14 protein-coding genes, 1 tRNA gene and 1 pseudogene are annotated in these 20,600 nt (G+C 43.3%); 11 read left to right on the top strand and 5 right to left on the bottom strand.

The window, feature by feature from the left end; translation table 11 throughout:
* The 8 genes and pseudogenes from LEP1GSC194_RS09680 to LEP1GSC194_RS09645 form a co-directional block, all read left to right on the top strand.
* Positions 1-167, top strand: a pseudogene (locus tag LEP1GSC194_RS09680) (IS4 family transposase); the annotation flags it as partial.
* Between the two features lie 200 nt (positions 168-367).
* A complete protein-coding gene (locus LEP1GSC194_RS09675; protein WP_020773414.1) occupies positions 368-2,647 on the top strand; it encodes a patatin-like phospholipase family protein in 2,280 nt (759 codons plus the stop codon).
* Between the two features lie 66 nt (positions 2,648-2,713).
* Entirely contained in the window at positions 2,714-5,377 is a 2,664-nt protein-coding gene (locus LEP1GSC194_RS09670) for a PAS domain S-box protein (protein WP_020773426.1), read from the top strand.
* A 5-nt stretch (positions 5,378-5,382) separates the two neighbouring features.
* Positions 5,383-5,844, top strand: coding sequence for a response regulator (locus LEP1GSC194_RS09665; protein ID WP_017809872.1), 462 nt, complete (start codon positions 5,383-5,385; stop codon positions 5,842-5,844).
* Complete coding sequence (locus LEP1GSC194_RS09660) at positions 5,834-7,357, top strand: hybrid sensor histidine kinase/response regulator (RefSeq protein WP_020773423.1); 1,524 nt, start codon at positions 5,834-5,836, stop codon at positions 7,355-7,357. Before LEP1GSC194_RS09665 ends, LEP1GSC194_RS09660 begins: the two co-directional genes overlap by 11 nt.
* Positions 7,358-7,368: 11 nt before the next feature.
* A complete protein-coding gene (locus tag LEP1GSC194_RS09655; RefSeq protein ID WP_036042102.1) occupies positions 7,369-8,586 on the top strand; it encodes an EAL domain-containing response regulator in 1,218 nt (405 codons plus the stop codon).
* A gap of 154 nt (positions 8,587-8,740) precedes the next feature.
* Positions 8,741-9,499 (top strand): hypothetical protein, encoded by a 759-nt coding sequence (locus tag LEP1GSC194_RS09650; protein ID WP_036042110.1) that lies wholly within the window; start codon positions 8,741-8,743, stop codon positions 9,497-9,499.
* A gap of 132 nt (positions 9,500-9,631) precedes the next feature.
* Positions 9,632-10,021, top strand: coding sequence for a MauE/DoxX family redox-associated membrane protein (locus LEP1GSC194_RS09645; RefSeq protein WP_020773422.1), 390 nt, complete (start codon positions 9,632-9,634; stop codon positions 10,019-10,021).
* A 902-nt stretch (positions 10,022-10,923) separates the two neighbouring features.
* On the opposite strand, the gene LEP1GSC194_RS09640 is transcribed toward LEP1GSC194_RS09645, so the two are convergent.
* Together LEP1GSC194_RS09640 and LEP1GSC194_RS09635 are read right to left on the bottom strand one after the other, a co-directional pair.
* Positions 10,924-11,007, bottom strand: a tRNA-Leu gene (locus LEP1GSC194_RS09640).
* Positions 11,008-11,027: 20 nt separating this feature from the next.
* Entirely contained in the window at positions 11,028-11,432 is a 405-nt protein-coding gene (locus LEP1GSC194_RS09635; protein WP_000648186.1) for a PaaI family thioesterase, read from the bottom strand.
* Positions 11,433-11,540: 108 nt separating this feature from the next.
* Between LEP1GSC194_RS09635 and LEP1GSC194_RS09630 the strand changes: the two genes are divergently transcribed.
* Positions 11,541-13,538 (top strand): hypothetical protein, encoded by a 1,998-nt coding sequence (locus LEP1GSC194_RS09630; RefSeq protein ID WP_081605074.1) that lies wholly within the window; start codon positions 11,541-11,543, stop codon positions 13,536-13,538.
* Between the two features lie 392 nt (positions 13,539-13,930).
* Here the strand turns inward: LEP1GSC194_RS09630 and LEP1GSC194_RS09625 are convergent, their stop codons facing one another.
* The 3 genes from LEP1GSC194_RS09625 to LEP1GSC194_RS09615 are packed head-to-tail and all read right to left on the bottom strand — an operon-like array spanning position 13,931 to position 15,989.
* On the bottom strand, positions 13,931-15,007 hold the full coding sequence (locus tag LEP1GSC194_RS09625; RefSeq protein ID WP_036042107.1) for a DUF5777 family beta-barrel protein: 1,077 nt from the start codon (positions 15,005-15,007) through the stop codon (positions 13,931-13,933).
* Complete coding sequence (locus LEP1GSC194_RS09620; protein ID WP_020773420.1) at positions 15,004-15,576, bottom strand: YceI family protein; 573 nt, start codon at positions 15,574-15,576, stop codon at positions 15,004-15,006. The genes LEP1GSC194_RS09625 and LEP1GSC194_RS09620 overlap by 4 nt, the downstream gene beginning before the upstream one ends.
* A complete protein-coding gene (locus LEP1GSC194_RS09615) occupies positions 15,573-15,989 on the bottom strand; it encodes an LIC11213 family lipoprotein (RefSeq protein ID WP_231384497.1) in 417 nt (138 codons plus the stop codon). The genes LEP1GSC194_RS09620 and LEP1GSC194_RS09615 overlap by 4 nt, the downstream gene beginning before the upstream one ends.
* Positions 15,990-16,365: 376 nt before the next feature.
* Here LEP1GSC194_RS09615 and LEP1GSC194_RS09610 point away from each other — a divergent pair, with 376 nt between their 5' ends.
* Positions 16,366-17,106 (top strand): transglutaminase-like domain-containing protein, encoded by a 741-nt coding sequence (locus LEP1GSC194_RS09610; RefSeq protein ID WP_232424459.1) that lies wholly within the window; start codon positions 16,366-16,368, stop codon positions 17,104-17,106.
* An 874-nt stretch (positions 17,107-17,980) separates the two neighbouring features.
* The gene (locus LEP1GSC194_RS09600) at positions 17,981-19,654 is read left to right on the top strand and encodes a methyl-accepting chemotaxis protein (RefSeq protein WP_020773418.1); all 1,674 of its coding nucleotides are present in this window, start codon (positions 17,981-17,983) and stop codon (positions 19,652-19,654) included.
* The last annotated feature ends 946 nt before the right edge of the window (positions 19,655-20,600 follow it).

Below are 20,600 nucleotides of genomic sequence, written 5' to 3'. Positions count from 1 at the left end.
CTCCTAAGGAAGAACCCGAGTTAGGAACCGTCTTACTGTGGATTGCTAAATTAGGCGGGCACTTGGCTCGCAATTCCGATGCTCCTCCGGGCCCCCTTACCATTTTTAAAGGCCTCATGAGAGCTATGGAAATCGGGTTTATGTTTAAATTACTCACGAAAACCTAACTTGTGGGTAAGGTTATGGCTCTCTACGGATCGCGTTGCAGGGCGTAAGTTTCACAGAAGATTTGTCGTAATTCCGACAGATTTATCTTGCGATCCAAGTATTTTGTGGGGTTGAACCGGGACACAAGTATGGATTTTTGATTTAAAATCCTAACCGCTAGTTCCTAACATCTATCCACTAAAACACGTCTATTAAGAATATGGAACGCACTCATTCTAAGAAAAAAATTCTAAAACAATTACGGGATTTTCGCACCAAAACGTCCTCCGCCTTTCCGGCGTGGAAAAATTCCAAGGAAGAGGAGAGCGTAGCCAAACATCTGAACATAACACAATGGAATTCGAATGTATCCGCTCGGAAGGCGGTTCCCGGTTCCTTGTGTCTGATTCTCACCGGAAAACTCGAGGAAACTCTTTTGAATACGGAGGAAAAGGATTGGCTCCTCAGGGAATTGTTTCCCGGAGATTATTTTTTATTTCAACCGGATAAGATATTACATTCCGGAATATCAGAAATTCTTTATATACTTCCGGACGATTTGGCTCGGATCGTTTCCAAACTTCCGGACTGGAAAAAGTGGATCAAGGATATAAATAAGGAGAATCATCTCTTTCACGTATCCAAACTTAGACCCTCCAAAAAGGAACTGATGGCCTTCCTTTCCTCAGTCGAGCTATTGTTTCATCTGGATAAGATTACTCTTTCCAATTTGGAATCCAGGATGGAATGGCTCGCGATTCCCGGTGGGGAAGTCCTTCTCAAACAAGGAGACGTTGGAGACTCGATGTACATCCTCGTTTCCGGGCGATTGTCCTGGACGGTTCGTTCCAATAACGGAGAAATTCTCGCACAAGGAGAACTCGGCAAAGGAGACATCATCGGTGAAATGTCCTTGCTCAGCGGAGATAAAAGATCCGCGACCGTGGTCGCTTTGAGGACCAGTCAAGTCGTTCGTATTTCGAGAGAGGACTTTCGTAAGAGTTTTGCAAATTCACCGGAAGCGATCTTTCAAATTACGGGAACCATCGTACATCGTTTGGGGACTGAGAGAAATCAGGAGTATCGAAGGGGCAATTCAGTCAGAACCGTTTCCGTTTTTCCGTTGAATATGATCCCCGAGGAATTTTACCGTTCTCTTCAAAACGGTCTCAAGAATTTCGGAAAAACAATATTATTGGATTCTAATGTTTTTAGAAAACGGGTCGGTTCGAAAGAAGGTAAAAAAAATCCGAAAAACGATCCGTATCGAATCGGAGATCTCGTAAACCGGTTTTACGAACTCGAAAAAAATTACGATAAACTCATATTCAAAACCGATATGCGTAATCCCGGTTGGAGGGAAACCTGTTTTCGTCAATCGGATCGAATTCTAATCTTAATCGATCCGAATCTGCCGATCGCCTTGGAATACGGGGAAGTGAATTCCATGTTACCCGAAGAAATTCAAAAGGAGCTCGTGTTCTTGATCGATTCCGACTTTACCGATTGGAAAAAGATAGAATCGGTCTTACGGAAATTTCCTTCGATTTCCCACTTTATCCTACGCAGGGACGTGAGCGCGGATTTCGGAAGATTGTCCCGAAGGCTCACCGGTAAGAGTATCGGAGTTGCGCTTTCCGGCGGAGGCGCTAAGGGATTTGCACATCTCGGACTTTTAAAGTGTTTCGAGGAGAACGACATTCCCGTGGATATGATTTCGGGAACGAGCGCGGGTGCGATCATGGGCGGTTTGTTTGCGATGGGACTCGGTTCTTCCGATATTCTTCCTTTGATCCGAAACTTTTGGTTGGATCGAAACATACTCGGAGACTTCACGTTTCCGTTCGTCTCTTTGGTAAGAGGAAAAAGATATTCGCAAGCGATTCACGAATTTTTCAAAGACAGAAACATAGAAACGCTTCCTATTCCTTTTTATGCGATCGCTTGCAACTTAACGAAGGCGGAAAGAAAAGTTTTTGACAGAGGTTTGTTGTGGAAGGCGGTAAGATCCAGCACTTCCATCCCCGGAATTTTTCCGCCTTTTTCCGAAAGCGGAGAGTTGTTTGTGGACGGAGGTTTACTCGATAATCTTCCGGGTTCCATCTTGAAAGAAAGAGGAGCCGGAATTTTGATCTCGGTCGATTTGGGAGGCGGAGGGCAGGTCGATAAGGACTGGACGTATCATAACCTGCTCGGACCTCAGTATTTGGGAGAGGCTCCTTCCTTTTTCAATTTATTATTTCATCATCTAAAAAGAACGAGTTTAAAAACAAAGTATACTGGATTTGCCGAAATCATGATGCGTTCCATGATGTTGTCCAGCAAGAACAGTCGGAACCGGACTCGGAATAACTCCGACTTGTACATCGAACTTCCCGTCGGAGGGTATTCCACCTTCGACTGGGATCAGTTTCAAAAATTATACGAGATCGGATACGAGACGGGAAGAAAAAAAGTTCATATTTGGAAAAACGAAATTAAGAAAAAACTAAATTCGTAAATTCTCATTTTTTAATTGAAATTTCTTTCATAAAGAAGTTAGAATTGTCCTCCTTCGGCGATTGTTATGCAACCCTCAGGAATTCAATCTTTAGAAGAATTCTCTTCGGAGTTTCCCTCTTTTCAAGAGCAGATCTGCATACTCGAAGAACGTCCTTCCGGAAAAATCATCTTATCGAAAAAGTGCGTTCGATTTTGGGGATTTAAAGGATTCGACCGGGAGCCGGATACGTTTCCCTCTTTTTTGTTCCATCTCCACGGAAAGGTTCGGGACTACGCGGACTTTACGGAAAAAGTTCTTTTAAAACACATTCAAGATTCGGAATATTTCGATACACTTTTCGCCGAAAATTTTATTCTGCGTTTTTTCTGGAAAACGGTAAAGGAAGGCGAACCGACATATCGTCTTTATACGTTTGAAGTTTTGGCCGGGGAACACGAGGAGGGAAGTCAGATCGTAGAATCCATTTTTTACAGACTTCCTGAACCCGCGTTTTTATTCGATCCGACCACTTTACGTTTTCTTGCCGTAAACGACGCGGCCGTTTATCTCTACGGGTTTTCCAGAAAAGAATTTTCCGATATGAATCTTTTGGACATTCGTTCGGAAGAGGATCGCACCGATATGGAAACGCTGATTCAAAATTACGCTCAGGAAACTGGAATCCGGTCCAGAGGAGTTTGGAGACATTGGAGAAAGGATAAAAAATTTATTTACGTGAAAATCACCGCGAACCGGATTCCGTTCGGGGAGTCCTTTGCGGTTTTGGCGATTTTGACGAACGTTTCCGAAACGATAGAAACCTCGTACGCCTTAAAACAAAGCCGCTCCGAAAAACAATCCGTTATCGAAAGTATGTCGGATCGATATTTTGCGCTTTCCAAAGATTGGAGATTCATTTCGGCGAACCGGCAATCCCTAATTACATTAGGAAAATCTAAAGAAGAATTGATCGGCAGGAACATCTGGGATTTGTATCCGGTGCCCGAGGCTCGTTTTTTTCGGGACAAGTACGAACTTGCAATCCGAACCGGTAAGCCGCTTACTTTCGAATATAAGATCGCCGAAACCGGAAACGTGATCGAGTTTCGGGTTTTCCCTTTTGAGGAGGGGATTTCCGTTTTTTTTCAGGACATTACCGAAAAAAGAAGAAGAGATACGGAACAAAATATTCTCAAAGAAATTTCCTTAAAAATCCCGAAAGCGTCGAGCGTAAAAGAATCGTTCGAAATTCTTTTTGAAACGATCTGCAAAGGAACCGCTTGGAGTTTTGCACAAACCTGGAAATTTCAAAACGGCGAAATCGTTTTGGAGGAGAATTCGCCCTGGTATTCGGCCGATTCGATTTTTTTGCGGTATAGAATCGCTTGTTTTGAAACCAAGTTTTCTCCCGGAGAAGGAGCGATCGGAGATGTTTTTGCGACGAAAAAGATTCGTTTTGTCCGGGACGTTCAAAAGGAAAAGGATTTTAAACGGGCGAAATTTGCGATTCAAACCGGAATCCGTTCTTGGGTTGCGATTCCCTTACGGACGGGGCACGAGATTTACGTTCTGGAATTCTGCACTCGGACGGAATTCGATTCAGAAAATTCTTATATTCAAATGTTTGAATTGGTTTCGGATCAGATCGAGGTCTTGTTCAAAAACAAGGAATCGGAAGAGGAAAAAGATCATTTTTTTAAATTGTCCGGGGATATGTTTCAGATTTCAACGTTAGACGGACAGATTATAGAACGCAATCACGCCTGGGAGGAAGTTTTGGGTTATACTCCGGAAGAATTGAACGGAATCGATCCCGTGGAAATCGTTCATCCGGACGACCGGAATAAGATGTCGGACGCCCTGGTCGACGTTCGAAAAAAAGAAAAAAATCTTTCCGTCGCACTTCGATACGTAACCAAACACGGACAGACCAAGACGATACTTTGGAAGACGATCGTTTCTCCCGAACACCGACTCGTTTACAGTACGGGTAAGGATATCACCGAAATTCAAGACACTCATCTCAAACTGGAGAACATGACAAAAGAACTGCAGCGTTCGAACGCCGATTTGGAGGACTTCGCTTTTATCGCGTCTCACGATCTCCAAGAACCTCTGAGAAAAATCATGGCTTTCGGAGATCGTCTTTTGAAAAAAACATCCAATTTGGATTCCGAGTCCGTGGATTATCTTCAAAGAATGTCTTCTTCCGCGCATCGATTGTCCAACTTGATCGAAGGTCTTTTGTCGTATTCTCGGATTAAGACCAAGGCAAAACCGTTCCAGTTCGTCGACTTAAGTCTTATCTTAAAGGATTCCATCGGCGATTTGGAAATTTATATCAAAGAAAAAAACGCGAAGGTTATCGATTCTAAGATCGGTTATACTTGGTGCGATCCGTTTCAGATGGGAATGGTTTTTCAAAATCTCATCAAAAACGGAATCAAGTTCAATCGGAACGAAAGGCCCGAAGTTATCATTCAATGTGTCCCCCATCCCGCGGCACAGAACCGGATTCAAATTACCTTTTCCGATAATGGAATCGGTTTTGACAAAAGGCACGGGGATAAGATATTTACGCTCTTTCAAAGACTCCATAGTCGGGAAGATTACGACGGAAACGGAATCGGTCTTGCGGTTTGTAAAAAAATTATAGAACTTCACGGAGGGAGAATTTACGCCGAGAGCGTTTTGCGGAAAGGTTCCACGTTTTATGTGGATCTTCCGGGTACTCTCGCGTCGGATTAAAAAGTATGAAAGTGGAAGTTAAAAATCGCAATTCGATTCATATCCTCGTTGCCGAGGATGATCCGGACGATCGTCTATTGATGAAGGACGGTTTTCGGGAAAATAATCTCGTCAATCCCTTGCATTTTGTGAAGGACGGGGAGGAATTATTCGAGTTCCTTCAAAACAAAGGAGAATATTCTGATATTCTAAAATACCCTAGGCCGGGATTCATTCTTTTGGATCTGAATATGCCCAGAATGGACGGAAGAGAGGTCTTGAAAACGATCAAGTCCTCCGCGGAGTTCAAAAAGATTCCGGTCATCGTTCTCACAACTTCGAGAGAGGAGGAGGATATGTTTCAAACTTACGATCTGGGTGCAAACTCGTTCATTCGAAAGCCGGTGGAGTTCGGCGCGTTTATGGAAACGATTCGAACCCTGGGAAAATATTGGCTGGAAATCGTGGAGCTTCCCGTTGTTCAGTAACGATTTATCGGACGAGATATCGGTTTGCCTGATCGAAGACGACGAAGCGGATTTCATTCTTTTTAAGGAATATCTGGACGAAATTCCGTTTCCCAAATACAAGCTGACTCGTTTTAAGGACGCTCCGAGCGTCTTAGCCGGTTTAAAAACCGATCCTTCCGAATATAAGATTTATGTAATCGATCATTTTTTAGGGTCTCAAACCGGATTAGAAATCTTGCATGAGATTCGAACGATTGCAGGCACCATTTCCGCGGTTTTGATTTCGGGGATTTCGAAAGAGGAAATGGAAACGATCGCAAAAGAAACGGGGTTTCAAGGTTATTTGGAAAAGAAAAATCTTTCCGCGTTTACCCTATCGAAAACGTTTTTTTCCGTTTTGAAGGAAAGTGAAGAATCTACGGAGAATCGTTCGGATACTTTTCTTTTAAGGATGGAAGCCATATCCCAATTTTCCGGAGGAATCGCACACGATTTTAATAATATTCTAAATATCATCATCGCAAACCTGGATATGCTGGAGATGCAGTGTAAGGATCAACCGGACGTTTTGAATCGGATTCGTTCCGCGCAAAATGCGGTTATGCGGGGCGCGGATGTAAATAAAAAGTTACTGAATTTTTCCAGAAAACAATCCCTACAACCGGAAACCGTGGATCCGAATCGGTTGATCGCCGATTATTTGGAAAAATCCAAGGAAATTTTTCCCGAGAACGTTCAGGTGATTTTTGAACCCGGTTCGGAGGGTGATCTTTGCCGGATTGATCGAGGCGAATTTGCAAATTGTCTAATGAACTTGTTTCAAAACGCAAAGGAAGCCCTCGAAGAATCCGAAGGAAAAATTTTGATCGAAACCGATACGATCGTCCTAAATTTTAAAGATAAGTCGCTCGGTTTAAAGGAAGGAAATTATTTTCTACTGAGGGTCGCGGACAACGGGAAAGGGATGGATGCGAACCTATTCGATAAAATTTTTGAACCTTTTTTCACCACAAAACAAAAAGGAAAAAATTCCGGACTTGGCCTTCCTATGATCTTCGGCTTCGTGAAAAGAAGCGGGGGACGAATCGTCTTTGATTCCCACCCGGGTGTGGGTTCGGATTTTTATATTTATCTTCCGGTGGAACAACTAAAATCAAATCCTCATTTCGTAACCGTCAAATCCTCCGAAAAACCGAAGGAAATTTTTTATTTTTCGGATGAAGGAGAATCTTCAAAGAGAACGTCTTATATTTTTCGGAGATTGGGATACCGGGTTTTTAGTTTTAAAGACTTAAACGTTTTTGAATCTTATCTTTCCAAGGTAGGTTCCGAAACCGTATTACTTTCGGAAACCTGGAAAGAGGATTTTTCGAAGTGGAATGAGATCGTGATGAACGCGCAAAAATCCGGTTTGAAAGCGAGGACTTGTTATTTTTTTTCTTCGATCGACGTATACGAATCGGAAAATTCCGTTTCAATCCCTTGGCCGATATCTCGAAAATCTCTTGAGAATCATTTCGGTATATTATAATTTAGCCATCCATGACTAAGCTTGCATCACCCAATCTATTGATTTTAGACGACGAGGAGGAAATCGCGGGAATTCTCGGGGATCTGGCCAAACAATGCGGTTTTGAAGTTACGGTCACGCACGAGGCCGGAGTATTTTTCGAAAAATTGAACGAACATACCGAACATATCATCTTGGATCTCATGATCCCCGGCGTGGACGGAGTAGACGTTTTACGGATGTTATCCGGAAAAAAGATTTCAGTTTCCGTGATTCTAATCAGCGGTGCGGATCGAAGAGTTTTACAGAGCGCCGAGGCTCTTGCGATCCAGTACGGATTAAAAATTTCGGGAGTCCTTGAAAAGCCGATTCGAATTCAAGAATATCAAAAAGTTCTTATGGGACTCATTTCCGATCAGAAGAAAAACGAATCTGCGAACACTTTGGTTCCCGGAAAAAAAACCTCTAAGGAACCGCCTTCCGCGATCTCCGCGGAAGAAATCGAGATCGCGATTCGAGAAAATCAAATGTTGCTTTTTTATCAACCCAAGATCGATTTTAAAACGGGAACCGTTTCCGGTTTTGAATCCTTGGTGCGCTGGTCTCATCCCGAGCGCGGTTTGATTTTTCCGGATTCATTTATTCCGACCCTGGAATCGTATCCGAGTCTGATGGATGCGATGACCGAAAAACTGATACTTCAAGCCCTCTCTCAGTGTTCGGTTTGGAACGAACAATTTCCGGGGATCGCCGTCGCGGTCAATGTTTCTCCCGTGAGTATGAACAAACTGATTCTCCCCGAAACCATCGCCAAAATGATAGAAGGTTTCGGTTTGAAGAACAATCAGTTGATCGTCGAAGTTACGGAAACTCAGTTATTGGAAAATATCATATCGACCTTGGACATTCTGACTCGGATTCGACTGCGAGGGATCGGACTTTCCGTGGACGATTTTGGAATCGGTTATTCCTCCCTCAAACAAATTCATCGTTATCCGTTTACGGAGCTTAAGATCGATCGATCTTTTGTGAGCGTGGCTCCGTACGATAAGGAAGCGCTTTTTATCTGTCAGGCAGCGATTGATCTCGGTCATAAACTCGGAATGACGGTCGTTGCGGAAGGGATTGAAACCTCCGAAGTGGGCGAGTTGATGAAAAAACAAGGTTGTGATAAAGGGCAGGGATATTTTTACAGCAAACCTATGCCTGCGGACGCGACCTTACCGTTTTTATCCGCGTTTAAATGTTAAACGACTCGCGAGTGGGAACTTGATATTGTTTACCCGGATGTCGATCCATAGAGAGGTTCTCTTGAGTTTGTCGGATCGGGAAAGTTTTATAATCGGTTTCGATTCTTCTTTTTCTAGTTTACTCCAACCGAAAGAATTCGATTCTTCCGGTTGTATGAAAAATTTTCTTCAGGACCCGGATTTTCCGATTTTAATCCGAGCTTATCGCTCTTCCCTAATTCGACGATATTCGATTTCCAATTTGGAACGTTATCCGGAATTGAGAGTACTTCCAAGATCGGTCATCGACACTCTCTTAAGATATTTTTTAGAACTTCTTTATCCGGAATACAAGGGTAGGGTTTTGTTGGACGGAGCTTTTCATTCCCTTGCCGGTTTTGTGCATAGCCCTTCCAAGGTTTTCGGTTTGATCGGTTCTTTAGGCGCGGCCGCTTTCGGTTTCGGAAGACATTTAGGCGCCGCGTTTAAGACGGGTTTTGCTGCATTGAATTCCTATCTTACGGCAAGACATTTTGAAACTTTAATGTTCGAGTTCACAAAAGATGAATTGAGATCGGGAAACGATCCGGAAGACCCGATCGTCTTTGATAGAATCCTTTCTCGGATTCCCAAAAAAGAAGCGGATCAATTTAGAAAGGATATCGTGAAACTTTTTGAAACGCTTTCCAATAGGGAACTTTTAAACAAGATCGTTTTAATGATGAAAACGATCGTTTCCAAGATGGAAAAAAAACCGAAGATTTATACTTCCGAAGACGTCGAAGGAATCCGTCTCGGTCTCCTAATATTACAAAAAGGCGAGGAACTTTTTCAAGGTCTTTCCGATTCGGAAATGGAATTGATCCTAACTTCCATTGATCGAATCGAATCCGACTTTTTCGAAGACGCTCTGAAAAGAAACAAACGCGTTTGAGCCGACTTTTGATTCGGATTCCGGCCTTAATAAATCGAGTCATTATTTTATAACTTTACGTTTTTCTAAAAAGTCCTTGCGAGGACGTTCCTAAATCGTTAGAATAAGGGTTCTTAAAGTGGAGTAAAGTCTATGAAAAAAATCTTTGATTGGACGGCGCGGATTGTTGCAATTGTGATTCTGATTCCGGCGTTTTACTTTAAACTTTCCGGTACGGATCGTTCCATCGCTACGTTTACGGCATTGGACGCCGAACCGTTCGGGCGTTATATCGTCGGCTTTTTCGAGTTAGGCGTCGTATTCTTGTTGTTGATTCCGCAGACGAGTTGGTTAGGTGCGATGATTACGACGGTAATCATGATAGGCGCGATTGGTTCTCATATTTCCGTTCTCGGTTTCCAAGGCGATATGGGAGTTTCTTTTTTATTGGCCATCGTCGTTCTTATTTGTTGTGTTACCGAGTTAATCGCGAGTAAGGATAGAAATCCGATTTTTACGAGAATGCTTGCGAACAAAGATTAGCTTTTAAGTATATTTTAACTTTGTTATATAGATAAGAGCGGCCCCTTGTCGTTTTGTGAAATCTTATCTTACGTGAATTCGTGAAGAAAGTTTGGGCGAATTCGGCCTTGGCGACCCCGCCGCGCTTTTTTTACCGATTCTTTACCCCGCGACAGGGATGTGAAAGGCGCGTCAGCGTCTCGAGCGTTGTACTTTGTGTTTTTCGATTTTAAAGGAATTTGCGAGAGATGAGTCGCTTTGCGACGAACCTGGAACAAGCCCGGTCCTGCCAAGTTCTGTGAGATTTTGGATTTCAGAAATGGCAGCAGGAGTCGCCCCGATAACCGACCCCACAAGTTGAAAGGGATTTTGGAAGAAGAAGGATCAAAAACGCACGTTTCAAGTGGCGAGTGGTTAGGCATTAGGATTTTACATACAATAAAACGCAAGCGTTTCGACAGGAATGAAGCTTTTTACTTGCAAAAAGTATGATTTTAGAATATTAGAAAAATATCACGAGCCTTCCCAATCACCTCTTCCCTCCACCCAAAATGCGGGTGGGGCTTGTTGTTTCACGGAGGATTGTCGGAATTCCGACAGATTTATGGAATGGTCCCGGTGGTTTTTGAATTTACTTGTAAAAGGAAAGAGTTTAAAATTTGCCGATGGGGCGACTCGCCGTTACGCAATTTATCATCCTGATAAATTGGGCTCCACGGCGTCTCGTTTTGGCCTCTGAACATCGTGTTCCTCGGAAGCATTTCCTCGCTCTTTACGAGAGCTCGAAATGCTTTACCAAAACTCGCTTCGAGTCTTGAGTTTTATTGTAGGTTTAAAATCTTGCCGATGGGGCGACTCGAACCGACACAGAGTTGCCCCCGGTGGGTTTTGAATTTACTTGTAAAAAAGAAGGTTTAAAATCTTGCCGATGGTCGGACTCGAACCGACACAGAGTTGCCCCCGGTGGATTTTGAATCCACTGCGTCTACCAGTTTCACCACATCGGCGGTTTGATTGCGAAAGGTCGTCAGTCGTCTACTTCGATGTACTTCCCTTTTCCACGAGCTACGATCTTTCCGATCTCGTTTTCGATTTCAGCCCTGTTTTCGATCACTTTCTTATTTTTCTTCACGAACCATCCGCGTAAATGGAGCGGCTGGTTCACGAAGGCAGGTTGTAAAAATCGAATCGTAAGCTCACCCGTAGTCGTTTTGAAATTCATGGCTTCGTTGATTTTGACCATGATTTCGTCTAAGATCGTAGATATAATTCCGGGATGAATTACATCCGGCTGACCTTGGAACTTTTCCGGACAAGTGAAGTCACCGTATGCGGATTGTGTATCTTCATCAAAGGTGATTTTCAATTGAAGTCCGTCCGGATTGTCTGGACTGGATCCAAAACTTAAGTTTGCCCGAACCGAAGCTTTCATAGGTCAGAAATATACTATACATCCATGACGTCAATTACAAAAAGAAGTCCGAATGGGTTTAAGATTGGCATCCGGTTTGGTCGATTTTTAGAACAGTAGCTCCTCTCCATGACAACACTCCTATTATTTATGTTAGGTCTTTTATCCGCCGGGGCGGGGGCTTATACTTTATTTAAAGACAAACCTTCTCCTAAAGATTCCGATTCCGGAAAGTCTTCTTCGGGTGGCGCGGGTGATTCTAACGTTCGAGGAGATAGGGGAAAAGAAATTCCGGTTCCGGGTGGCCCTTCCGGATCTCAGATGGGCGGTCCTCCCGCTCAAGGTGGAACAGGGCAGCAGCCTTTGTCTGCGGGTGAACCTAAACTTGGAAAAGAAGATTCTCAAAAACACAAAGAAGAATTTCCAGGTCTTCGTAAAAAGCCTAAGTTAAATCTGAAGAATAAAGTCGACGATATCATTCGCAATAATTCTAAATTTGCAAACCACCGTCGCCCTCTCATCAATGCCGAAGCTCTTGTTGATAAGGAAAGTTTCAACGGTGCATTAGAAATTTATAAAAGAACCAAAACTCGAGTTCCGGATGAAGAGATCCAGAAAAAAATTCAGGAGAATATCGATCAGATCCAAGATCATCTCGAAAGCGATGATGAAGATGTGTATCGCCCCGATCATTTTGGCGGACCTCCGATTCCTTTGGGTGATCTTGTTCGAGCCATCAGGGACATCAGTGATTCGTTAGGCGATACGATTGCCAAAGGATTTTCGCATTCGATTCCCCTTCCTCTTTCTCCTTTGGATCCGGGTGCGGTTTCGGGATCCTCTGAAACCGGTCCCGTTTCTTATCAGATTTTTAGTCCCGGACCTCCATTGCCTCCGGAGGATCCTATTCCTCTTCCGAGTCCTGAAGCCGGAGAGAAATCGGGCGGAGGTGTGGGAACTCCCGCAGGTGGCGGCGGTGGATCTGGAAGTCCCGGTGCTGGATCTGGAGGTGTGGGAACTCCCACAGGTGGCGGCGGTGGATCTGGAAGTCCCGGTGCTGGACCCGGATATTCGGAACCGAGCCCGATGGATCTACCGGACGATACTTTCTTTTCCGAAGAGTGGGAGAAATTTAAGGATTTGCCCCTGGTGGATCGCAGAACGGGGGAAAGTCGGAGGTCCGGTCCGGATCGTCGCGGGGCGAACTCAAATCGAAAGGATCGTAGGCAAGACGAGGATCGAAGAAAGGAAGATCTTTTTAAACTAAGAGACGAATATCTCAAACAAAAAGAAGAGCAAAAAAAAAGAGAAAGAGAAGAAACAAGTTCCCAGACCCAAGAACCGACTACTGATTATGAATATTTACCCGAAACTTCCTTTCGAGACGACCTACCTCCGTTTTTAGCTTCCGTCATTCCTAAGATTGAACTCGTACCGATTCGACTACCGGATCCTCAGGATAAAACGGTACGACCTCCGGAAGAAAAACCACCCGAGGCTCTCAGCTCGACTCCGTCGGGGGAGGTTCGGCTCGAAGCTCCCCCGAGTTCGGAGGCTCCGGAAAAAGAGTCCAAACCATTAGAACTTCCTAAAATAGGCCTTCCGGAACCCGAATATCAGAAGGCGGGAGAAACAACTCCCGAGATTCCTCATCTTGCGCCCGAAACCGGCGCTTCCGAACCGGATGAGACGCCTGAAATAGAGCTTCTCGAAGGAGGTCTTCAACCTCTCGGCGAGGAGGAAACGGAAAGCGGTGGCGGGGAGGATGAATCCGGAGGGGGTTCGAAGAAGGAAGAACCGACGATGATCCACGGGATACTGGAGTTAAAACCTCCGGAAGTGGACGACGCACCGTTTTTGACTCTTACCTACGATTTCAATAAAATTCCTCACGCGTTTAAACTTTCAAAGAATTACAGTATTATGGAATACTCATACTATAAATACAAACCGATGCTCGTCAAAGCGCAGGAATTTGCGAGAAGGAAAATGCTGAAAAACGCGCTGAATTATTATAGAGTCATCAAGTCCCAGAATATTCCTCCCGAACTCAGAAAGATGATCAATCGAAACATTAAGGACATTACCGAATTTATGGAAAAATATCTTATGGCAAAGGGCGGTTAACGTTTTCGGCGTTCGAGAACTTTCTCGTTTTTTACAGAAAACTCACGTTGATTACCGATCTCTATAAAATTGAGTACCGTTAGTTTTTATCGCAAAACATTGTTTCAATTCTAAATATTAGGTGCTTTATTATATAGGTATGAGTAATAACGGCGATTTCTGCCGATGGTCCGACAAGAATCATACTTTTTACTTGCAAAAAGTATGATTCTATGATAGAGAAAAGCGCCTTCTTCGCCGCCCGAACCGATTAAAAAAACTCTTAAAAGACCCGGTAAGGTTCATTCCTATACACGTTGAATGAAAATTTTACTCAAAGATTTGACTTAAAACTTCGTTTTCATTTTGAAAAGGTTTTGTCTGTCTTGATCGGTTCGGTTTCGATCGAATTCTCAGTCGGTTTTCGGAACGGAAGAGTTATCCGAACTTTCCAAAGAAAAATAACGATGGATGTTAAAACCCAAGGTCCATTCCTTTTTGTCGTAATCGAAATCGGCGCCTCGTAGTAACTGAGTGTGTGCGATCGATCGGCTGTTCGTAACGAACAACTGAAAGACATGGCCTCCCGTTTCGAAGTCCACCCCGAAACTTAAGGGAACGGACATGTATTTCACCGGTTTGGAAAGTAGAATGTTGTTTACAATTGCGTCTAACGTTCTACCGCTCGCGATCAGGTCGTTGACTTCGGAAGCGGAATATTCGACACCGTTGATTTTCGTCTTTCTGTCTTCCGCGGCGTAGGAATCTCCGATATAATCCCGTTTCGGAGTGAGAATCGTTCCGAATGTGAAATCCAGACGTTTGAAAAGATGAATTCTAAACGAAACGTCCAGACCGGTTCGATCGTTGGAAAGGTGATCTTTGACGAAGTTTCTATGGACGAACATCGGAGAAAGTTGGATGGAAAAAAGATCGCCGAACCTTCTTGAAATCAAAAACGAAGCCAAAGCGCTTTGCCGATCCGAATCGGTAAGTTCGTATGTATTTAACTTCCTACCCGCTTGGGAATCAAAACCCGGATAACCCGACGAAACCTTGAGATAAGGACCGTAAAATCGATTTTGTTTTTCCGTTTCCTGGCCGAAAACTCCGAAAAAGCTCACCGTAACCGGAAAACCGGAGTCTTGAGTCAGCAAACGAATCTTTCCCCTCGCTTCGTATGTTTTTTGAAACGAAGTTCTCGCGATACCGATCGTGATTCGATCGGTAAGACCGTAATCGAGAGAGAGTTGTGTGTTGGCTCCGTTGTCCAAACCCGCAAAATCGTAAGAGGTGGATTTAGCGCTGCCAAAACGGTGGTTGATTCTGAAATCCAGGCCGTTCTTACCTACGTCTTCGGTGCTCGGCATGTGGATGAGGCTACTTCCTAAGAACGCGGACTTTCTTTGTTCCTGACCGAATAAGGCGAAGGAAAAAGAGATCGACAGAATAAAAAACGAAATTAAGGAAAAGTTGATTTTAAAGTTCATGATTTGAATTGCCATAGGATGGAGGTTTCGATTCTGATTTTTTCATTTAGTTTCAAAATTACTAATTTAGGAATTTCGATTTTAAAGTCGCTCAGAGCGATTTCGAAATCCGCTCGGATCAAAAGATCCTTTCCTTTCTCTTCGAAGTTACCCTGTATTCGAACGTTCTTTTTCGTAAGTCCGTGTAAGGTGAAATCCCCTTCGACGATCACCGTTTTGGAAGATACGTCCCATTTCGAAATGTTTCCGTGAAAGACGACGTTCGGAAAACGTTCCGTTTCCAGATAATTCTCGTGCATATGACGGTTCATGAGCCGGTTGGAAACGTTTAAGTCGTTAAGATTGATTTGAAAGGAGAATTTTTTCGATTTCAGATCGGCGTTTCCTTCCGCTTTTTGCAAGGAGCCCCGGATCGTTTCCTGGGGCGCCTCGCTTAAAAAACGAATGTCCGCTTCCTTAACGATCCACTCCTCCGAAAGTTTTTTTTCGGAGAGGAGCGGAGAAGGAAAAAAAAACGGAGCGGCCGGAAAAATTAGAAAAACCGCATATAGGAATCTTCTGAAAATCAAGGATTTGCACCTTTGAGAATCCAACAGAACACGGCCTTATTGATGGAATCGTTATTGTTGACCCTCATCGATCCCGTATTGATCTTTTGAAAGAGAGCGCTGTTTTTGGGGTCGTTAACGGTCACTCTGCTTCGAACCGCACTGTAAGAAGTGACGTCGAAACCGGAGGTGGGGTTGCCTGCGTTGTGACAAGTGGCGCAGGTGCTTGTTCCCGCCTGATTTAACGTGGAGAATGCGGGGGCGGCATCGGTACAATCCGCGTTTGTGAGCTCTTTCAAAGGCGCCGACGAATTCAAAAGTAAGGCCAGGAACTTTAAGGAATCTTCCTTATCCGAACTTTTTTCATTTTGACAATTCCAGAGACCGGAACAGAGACAAAAAATCAGAATTCCAACAGAAAACGATTTACGAATTTCTTTCATGAGTTTCTCCCTTAAAAAACGAATTTACAATAAATGGGGCGCCGTTTGGGAATTTCAATCTCATAATGGACTTGAAGTTCAAAAATAAAAAATTTTGAATCCAAATTTTCGAAAGAAAACGTCCGCTTTTATAGAATTCGAATATCATTCTTTTCTGGAATACTTCGAACGAATCCACTCGACGTGGGCCAAACGCTCTAAAAGTTTGTAACTAACGCGAATTCACGGATCAAGTTTGGGCGAATCCGGCCTAACGGCCGGACTGCGCTTGAACTCAATGTTTCTCCCTACGGGTCGAAACATAATGCTCTGATCAACAAATTGACGATCGGCACGAAAAACGAAATCCTTTCGTAATTTCAATTTGTTGATCTCGCTTCAATCGCTTTCGCATCGTTATACGGAACTCGCGTTCAATAGGACAAAAAAAGTCGGCAAGAAGGGACTCATGCAATTTTTAGAACCGTATCTAAAACCCACTTACTATTTCGATTACCAATCCGCGCCGGTCCGGATGTTTTTGGAAAAATATACGACCTCTACAAATTCACCTTTGGAAAAATTGAAGGAATTTTATTTGGGAGTTCGGGACGGAATTCGATACAACCCTTACCAAGCGACCGATCGGAAAGAATCGTATCAAGCCGGTAGGATCGCGGAAAGCGAACAAAACTATTGTATTCCCAAGTCGATTCTTTTTGCCGCGGGCGCCAGGGCCTTGGGGTTCCCGTCCAAGATCGGATTTTCGGACGTCGTCAATCATCTTGCGAGCGAAAGATTGATCCGTCATTTGGGAACTTCCGTTTTTGCGTTCCATGGATATGCAGAAATTCTAATCGATGGAACTTGGATCAAAGCGACTCCCGTATTTGACAGGGAACTTTGTAAACGTTTCGGAGTTCCGGCCTTGGACTTCGACGGGAAAAAGGATACGATTTTTCATTCTTTCGACGGACAAGGCAAGAAGTTTATGGAATACGTGAATGATCGGGGCGTTTACGACGATTTTCCTTTCGAGTTCGTAATCCAAGGTTTGAAGGATTTTTATCCAAACGTGATGGGCAAAACTTTCAAAGGCGATCTTAGGAACGAAAGTCCGATCGTTTAAAAATTTTATACAAATCGCTGTTAGGTGATTTACGTATATTAGAGTTGTTGAAAATTACTTCCCCATCCGTTTCTGTTACATTGAAACGAACGCAGTTTTGTGAATCTCCGTTATGGAATTTTTCGGGCAACTCGATTTCATTTTACGCGCTTTCCGAATGAGGATCTGATCCAATCTCTTTTCCAATTTAACAAGACGTCGTTCTTCTCCGCTTCGATCAAAGTTCTTTCGCAAAAGGATCGTTTGGCGATAACGTTCAATCGTAGGAATATTCGGACAAATCGTGATCCTAAAGGGATGGTACTTTTTTCCGACTCAGGTTCGTTCTGTTTTGGGACCGGCTTTGACTCGATTTTGAAAGTGGTCATTTCTTTTTATCAAATTCCCTACCGACGTATTCTGTAAAAGGGTGTCAGAATTCTGCTTCCAAAAGGCGGATTTATGCCAAAATTCACGATATTCTAATAGAGATAGGTTTCGGTAAGTACTGAGGATTGGTTCTATCTAAAGACTTTGATGTTTAAGAGACATTTCAATGTGTTTGAAATTTTTCGGATAAAAATAATAAAAAAGAAAATGAGTAATTCATTCGTTTTCTTTCGTCATACAAGAATGAACATTCTTTCAGCGGATTTAAAAATATACCTTTGTATATGCCGGAGATACGCTTTGTGTTTAGAATATCTCTAAAGTTTTTAAAATTTGACATCGCTTTAGCTAAAAGTTTACTTACTTTATAAACTTACACAGGTAAAAAGTGATTCACTTTTTAAAAAACTTGACTGAGTATATATTAAGGCAACTATGAAACGCTTAAAATTTTATGAAAACAATATATATATCAATTCAGAGACTGGGAATACGAAAAAAATTAATGCTTCTTTTTGGTTCGGTGCTGATACCGATCGCCGCTTTGGTGGCTTTAGCACTGATCAACACGAAAGATAGAATCGAGGACATTGAAACGATTTACGAAGATAGAGTAATTCCTCTGAAACAATTGAAGAAGATATCGGACTTCTATGCGATTTTTATTGTGGACTGCGTTCACAAAGTAAGGAGCGGGACGTTTACTCCGGAAGAAGGAGTATCTAACCTTGATAAGGCGACTTCCGGAATTCAAGAAGAATGGGCCGCATACATCGGAACTCGTCTTGTTCCCGAAGAGGAAGCCATCATCAAGGAATTGAATCCTCTTTTTCTGGCTTCGAACGCCGCGGTAGCCGAAGCCAGAGAGCTTATGGTAACCAAAAACTTTCAGGAATTAGGGGTTTTTGCGGATACTCGTTTGTATCCTAAAATCGATCCGGTAACTTCAAAGATAGAGGAACTGATTCAGGTTCAATTGAAAATCACGGACGTGCTTTATATCAAAGCGGAAAAGGAATTCACTTACAGTTGGTTTCTATTTATCCTCCTTTCCGGCGTGACTTTGACCTATATTTTTCTGATTGCCTTGTTTTACTCGATTCAATTGGTCAAGGGGCTCAACACGGTGAGCAATGCGGTCAAAAATGCGGATTTTTCTCATCCGGTGGTAGTTGAAGAAGATGATAGAAAAAAGGACGAACTTTATCTTCTCCATTTGGCTTTCCGTCTGTTCCAAATCAAAGTTAAAGAAATGTTCGATACGATCATGAGCTTTTCCGAAAGTATCGTCGCTTCCTCCGAACAGCTTTCCCAATCTGCGGATCATCTTTCTTCGAACGCGCAATCCGAGTCGGCTTCTATCGAGCAAATTTCCGCGTCCGTGGAAGAGATCAGTTCCGGAATGGAATACGTAAATCGAAACGCAGAATCTCAATACGCTTTGATTTCTTCCTTTAACGGAGAAATGCGGGAACTTGAGGGAATGATCAATGAAGTCGGGGGTGCGGTGAAGAATTCCTTGGAAAAAATTTCCGAGATGTATCTGAAAACCGATTCCGGCAAAACGACGATGGGTGATCTTTCCGAAAGTATGGAAAAGATCGAAAACAGTTCGGTCGAGATGCAGTCGATCACGGCGATTATCAAGGAAATATCAGAAAAAGTGAATTTACTTGCACTCAATGCGGCGATCGAAGCGGCAAGAGCCGGGGAACACGGTAGGGGATTTGCGGTTGTCGCGAGCGAGATCACGAGACTTGCGGAACAAACGGATTCCAGCGCGATGACGATCGAAGAACTCATTAAAACGAGCAACGCGGAAATCGAAACCGGAAGAAAGATCGTTGAAAACTCCATGACTGTTTACGCCGAAATTTTAAACGGACTGGAACATTTGAAGGAATCTTCCAATCGGATCGTAGCTACGATGGAACTCCAACAGGAGAAAAAGGAAAAGATTCGTTCCGGAGTCGATCAGGTTGATACGAAGTCGGAAGACATTCGTAATTCCGTTAAGGAACAAAAAATTGCCATCAACGAAACGGCAAACGCGGTTTCCAATATTTCCATTACGGTTCAAAACAGCGCTGCAAATTCGGAGGAAATTGCGGGAAGTGCGATCAGTCTTTTGCAGATTGCAAAAAATCTTCAGGAGATGATGAGTTTTCTGAAGAGTTAAAACGGATCGCTGCCTTGCCTAGGCGGGGGCCATAAGCAACCCTACAAGTTGAAAAGAATTTTGGAATCAGAGGATCAAAAAGGCAAACGTTTCGAGAAGAATCCTATTTGGTACTTGCAAAAAGTATGATTTTCTGATATAGGAAATTCTCCCGAGCCTTTCTGCCTATTTCGCGATGCATAGAGAGCGAAATTGAGTTAAACCTTTCGCGATGCATAGAGAGCGAAATTGAGTTAAACCTTTCGCGATGCATAGAGAGCGAAATTGAGTTTCTTCCCACCACCCAAAATTTGGGGAAACTAAAGTGCAACGGCGGGCGCGTTGAGGAAACTCAACACAACGGCTCTCTACCATAACCTTACCCACAAGTTAAGAAGGTTTTTGGAATAAGAAGGATCAAAAACGCACATTTTTCAAGTGTTCCGACAAGAATGGAGCTTTTTACTTGCAAAAAGTATGATTTTCTGATAGAGAAAAGCCTCCCGAGCCTTTCCACCTCCCGCCCCACCACCCAAAATTAGGGTGGGGCGTAAGTTTCACAGAAGATTTGTCGTAATTCCGACAGATTTATCTTGAGATCCACGTACTTGTGGGTAAGGTTATGGCTCTCTACGGATCGCGTTGTGGGGCGTAAGTTTCACAGTAGATTGTCGTAATTCCGACAGATTTATCTCCAGTTCAACTACCTTGTGGGTTATGGCTTTGTATGGGTACAGAAAATCATGCGTATCTTCTATTTGTGGACGGTGTCCTTTGTTGTGTAGTAGTCGAGTATACGAACATGAGTTTGATGTAAGATATTTGTTTTATAAAACCTAATTTTTCCGCAAAATAAAATGCGGGAACTCCCGCGTTTTCCTTAAAACGAACGGTGGAACCATGATCTATTCCATACCGTTATGGATAAAACGGAAAACTTTAACCCTGACATCTGACCCTCCTATCC

The organism is Leptospira alstonii serovar Sichuan str. 79601 (genome assembly GCF_000347175.1).
Lineage (GTDB): Bacteria > Spirochaetota > Leptospiria > Leptospirales > Leptospiraceae > Leptospira > Leptospira alstonii.
Note: the sequence above shows the minus strand (reverse complement) of the source record. Positions and strands in the feature narration are given on the sequence as shown.